Genomic DNA, 917 nt, shown 5'->3' with positions numbered 1-917 from the left:
TAACGTGAGTTCGACGAATTGTAAGTGTTTGTAAATTTGGTGATTAGCGAAAATTGTTGTATCTTTATAGTACTGAATTACAAAGAATTACAAACAATAATCGCTATGATCACCGAAAGCAAAGTTATAGAATTATTTTGTATGGCAGATGATTTTTGCAAGTTTTTTGATGCAATGATGTCAAAATATACGCTAAAACCTGTCATGAAACGCTCATATCACCGTTCCTCAACCATGTCAAAGGCAGAAATCATGCTCATAATGATACTTTTCCATGACTCGGGCTACCGTTGTCTGAAACATTTCTATGTGGAAAAGGTCTGCCGTCATATGCGCCATCTCTTTCCAAAAGTCGTCTCCTATAACCGTTTTGTAGAATTGGAAAAAGAAGTGGCCATCCCATTGGCCCTGTTCATCAAGAAGGTGCTTTTAGGCAAATGCACAGGTATCAGCTTCGTTGACTCCACTCCTTTACGGGTATGCAGGAACCAGAGAATCCATATCCATAAGACGTTCAAAGGAATAGCACAAAGAGGTAAATGTTCCATGGGCTGGTTCTTCGGCTTCAAGTTACATCTCATATGCAACGAACGTGGAGAGCTCCTGAATTTTATGATTACTCCGGGTGATGTGGATGACCGTAAACCCCTTGAATACAAAGCCTTTGTGGAATTCATCTATGGAAAGCTTGTCGGCGATAAGGGATACATCGGCAGGAATCTTTTTGAGAGACTGTTCGTGGACGGCATACAACTTATAACCAAGTTGAAAAGCAATATGAAAGGAGCCTTGATGTCACTCTCAGACAAACTGCTACTCAGAAAACGGGCCATTATCGAGACTGTCAATGACGAACTTAAGAATATAGCACAGGTGGAACATTCAAGACACAGGAGCTTTGATAATTTTATCGTAAA

General features: G+C 40.1%; 1 protein-coding gene. It reads left to right on the top strand.

All coding sequences use genetic code 11. The features are described from left to right. Positions 1 to 105: 105 nt before the first annotated feature. Positions 106 to 917 (top strand): IS982 family transposase (locus B5G10_RS12475; protein WP_087425047.1); only part of this gene is annotated, 812 nt, incomplete at its 3' end.

The organism is Barnesiella sp. An55, from assembly GCF_002161555.1.
GTDB lineage: Bacteria > Bacteroidota > Bacteroidia > Bacteroidales > Barnesiellaceae > Barnesiella > Barnesiella merdipullorum.
This window is presented reverse-complemented; position numbering and strand designations above follow the sequence as displayed.